The sequence below is a fragment of the Nocardioides sp. genome, assembly GCF_025965415.1.
In the GTDB taxonomy this organism is placed as follows: Bacteria; Actinomycetota; Actinomycetes; order Propionibacteriales; family Nocardioidaceae; genus Nocardioides.
Genome location: NZ_JAOPWY010000014.1, coordinates 1 through 3,002 on the forward strand (window position 1 = coordinate 1; position 3,002 = coordinate 3,002).

The window sequence follows — 3,002 nt, forward strand, 5'->3', positions numbered from 1 at the left end:
CCCCGGTGGCCGAGCAGCCCGCCGGTCCGCGCGGCGGGCTCAGCCTCGTCGACGTACGCCGGCTGTGGCCCGACATCCTCGAGCAGACCAAGAACCGGCGCCGCCTGGCGTGGATGGTGCTCTCCCAGCATGCCCACGTGGTCGACGTGGACGGCACCCGACTGACGGTGGGCTTCGCCAACTCCGGTGCGCGCGACTCCTTCGTCAACGGCGGCTGCGACGAGATCCTGCGCCAGGCCGCCATCGACGTGGTCGGCATGGACTGGCGCGTGGAGTCGATCGTCGACCCGAGCGGTGCCGCCGCGCAGGCGCCCGTGGTGCGCCAGGCCGCCACCGACCCGGCGTCCCCTGTCCCGGCTCCCGCGGGTGACGCCCCCGACGGGCCGCCTTCCTGGGTGACGGGTGACGCCGCTCCCGCGGCGAGCCCGCAGGCACCTGCCGCTCCGGCCGCGGCTCCGCAGGTCTCGGCCGCCCCCGCCCGCGAGGCGCTCCAGGCCGCACGCAGCGGCGGCATCGCCGAGCCGGTCGAGCCGATCCGGTCCGCCGACGACGACGTCGACCGCGACGACCCCGACGCCGAGTCGGGCGCGCTCGACACCGAGTCGCTGCTGAGCCAGACGCTCGGCGCCCGGCTGATCGAAGAGATCAAGAACGAGTGACGCGCAGCTCCACGCCAGACCCGGCCCCGATCCACCCGCACCCATCCACGACGTGGGAGACCCCATGACTGACAACCCCTTCGACGCCCTCGGCGGCGGCTTCGACATGAACGCCCTCCTCCAGCAGGCGCAGCAGATGCAGCAGCAGCTCGAGGAGGCGCAGGCCGCCCTCGCCCGGCAGACCGTCGAGGGGACGATCGCCGGAGGCGCCGTCACCGTCACCGCCAACGGCGTGGGCGAGCTGGTCGGCGTGGCGATCCGGGCCGGCGAGTTCGACGGCAGCGACCCCGACGACCTGTCCGACCTCTCCGACCTGATCGTCGCCGCCTACCGTGACGCGCGCGCCAAGTCCGAGGCCCTCGCCAGCGAGTCGATGTCCCCGCTCACCGAGGGTCTGGGCGGTGGCCTCGGCGGCGGACTGCCCGGGCTGGGCTGAGGGGCCCTCGTTGTACGAAGGCGTCGTCCAGGACCTGATCGACGAGCTCGGGCGGTTGCCCGGCGTCGGTCCCAAGAGCGCTCAACGCATCGCGTTCCACCTGCTGCAGGCCGAGCCGGCCGACGTACGCCGGCTCGCCGACGTGCTGATCGAGGTCAAGGCCAAGGTCAAGTTCTGCTCGGTCTGCTTCAACGTCAGCGAGGACGAGCAGTGCCGCATCTGCCGTGACACCCGCCGCGACCCGAGCGTGCTGTGCGTGGTCGAGGAGTACAAGGACGTCGTCGCGATCGAGCGCACCCGGGAGTTCCGCGGGCGCTACCACGTCCTGGGCGGGGCCATCTCGCCCATCGACGGCATCGGGCCCGACCAGCTCCACGTCAAGGAGCTGATGCCGCGCCTCAACGACGGTGTCGTCACCGAGGTCATCCTCGCCACCGACCCCAACCTCGAGGGCGAGGCCACCGCGACCTATCTCACGCGTCTGCTCCTCCCGATGGGGTTGCGCGTCACCCGCTTGGCGAGTGGACTGCCGGTGGGGGGTGACCTCGAGTACGCCGACGAGGTCACGCTCGGCCGTGCATTCGCCGGAAGGAGATCAGCCGAATGACCCACGACGACCAGATCACGTTCGAGCAGCAGATCGCCGACTCGGTGACGAGCTTCCTGCTGGCGCTGCGCGAGATCGCGCGGGAGGGCAACGGGTCGCAGGCCATCTCGCTCCTGCTCCTCGAGATCAGCCAGGTGCTCCTGGCGGGCGCCCGGCTCGGCGCGCAGACCGACTTCACCCCGCGTGAGGAGTTCCAGCCCGACGTCGGGCCCGAGGCCGACATCGACGAGCTGCGACTGCGCCTGGCCGAGATGCTGGAGGGCGTCGACGCCTACACCTTCGTCTTCGACCCCTACGTCCCGGAGGTGGTCGAGAGCCGCCTGTCCGACGACTTGGCCTCGATGGCGATCGACCTCGAGAACGGCCTGCGCCACTACCGCGCCGGCGACGTCGACGAGGCACTGTGGTGGTGGCAGTTCTCCTACGTCAACAACTGGGGCAACCTCGCGGGCGCCGCCCTCAACGCCCTCCTCACCGTCGTGGCGCACGACCGGTTCGACACCGACTTCGAGGCCAACGCCGAGGCCGTCGCCGTCGCCGATGAGATGCTGGAGATCGAGCCGGGCGTCCAGCCGTAGAATCGTGGGCGGCCTGCCGGCAACGGCGCCAGCGGGCTCCATCCACCGATCGCGGTCCGTGCGACCGCACACCGATCCTCGAGGACCAAACCGTGGGCATTGTCGTGCAGAAGTACGGCGGCTCCTCGCTCGCCGACGCCGACGCCATCAAGCGCGTCGCCCGGCGCATCGTGGAGGTCAAGAAGTCCGGCCACGACGTGGTCGTCGCCGTCTCCGCGATGGGTGACACCACCGACGACCTGCTCGACCTGGCCAACGGCGTCTCGCCGCTGCCGCCGGCCCGCGAGATGGACATGCTGCTGACGGCCGGCGAGCGCATCTCCATGGCGCTGGTCGCCATGGCGATCAGCGACCTCGGCTTCACCGCGCGGTCCTTCACCGGCTCCCAGGCGGGCGTGATCACCGACTCGGTGCACGGCAAGGCCAAGATCATCGACGTCACGCCGGGCCGCATCACCCAGGCCATCGGTGAGGGCCACATCGTCATCGTCGCGGGCTTCCAGGGCGTCTCCGCCGACACCAAGGAGATCACCACCCTCGGCCGCGGCGGCACCGACACGACGGCCGTGGCGCTCGCCGCGGCGCTCGAGGCCGACGAGTGCGAGATCTACACCGACGTCGACGGCGTCTTCACCGCCGACCCGCGGATCCTGCCGAGTGCCCGCTAGCTCGACCCGGTCTCCGACGAGGAGATGCTCGTGCTCGCCGCGGGCGGGGCGAGG

Annotated in this window: 3 protein-coding genes and 2 pseudogenes; all 5 read left to right on the forward strand. The window is 71.5% G+C overall.

The window, feature by feature from the left end; all coding sequences use genetic code 11:
* A pseudogene (locus JWN97_RS01540) lies at positions 1-659 on the forward strand (DNA polymerase III subunit gamma/tau); the annotation flags it as partial.
* A 64-nt stretch (positions 660-723) separates the two neighbouring features.
* Positions 724-1,095, forward strand: a complete 372-nt coding sequence (locus JWN97_RS01545) for a YbaB/EbfC family nucleoid-associated protein (protein WP_297617126.1) — start codon at positions 724-726, stop codon at positions 1,093-1,095.
* A 10-nt stretch (positions 1,096-1,105) separates the two neighbouring features.
* On the forward strand, positions 1,106-1,702 hold the full coding sequence (gene recR, locus JWN97_RS01550; protein ID WP_297617129.1) for a recombination mediator RecR: 597 nt from the start codon (positions 1,106-1,108) through the stop codon (positions 1,700-1,702).
* A complete protein-coding gene (locus JWN97_RS01555; protein ID WP_297617132.1) occupies positions 1,699-2,280 on the forward strand; it encodes a DUF5063 domain-containing protein in 582 nt (193 codons plus the stop codon). Before recR ends, JWN97_RS01555 begins: the two co-directional genes overlap by 4 nt.
* Before the next feature lie 92 nt (positions 2,281-2,372).
* A pseudogene (locus tag JWN97_RS01560) lies at positions 2,373-2,945 on the forward strand (aspartate kinase); the annotation flags it as partial.
* Positions 2,946-3,002: the final 57 nt, after the last annotated feature.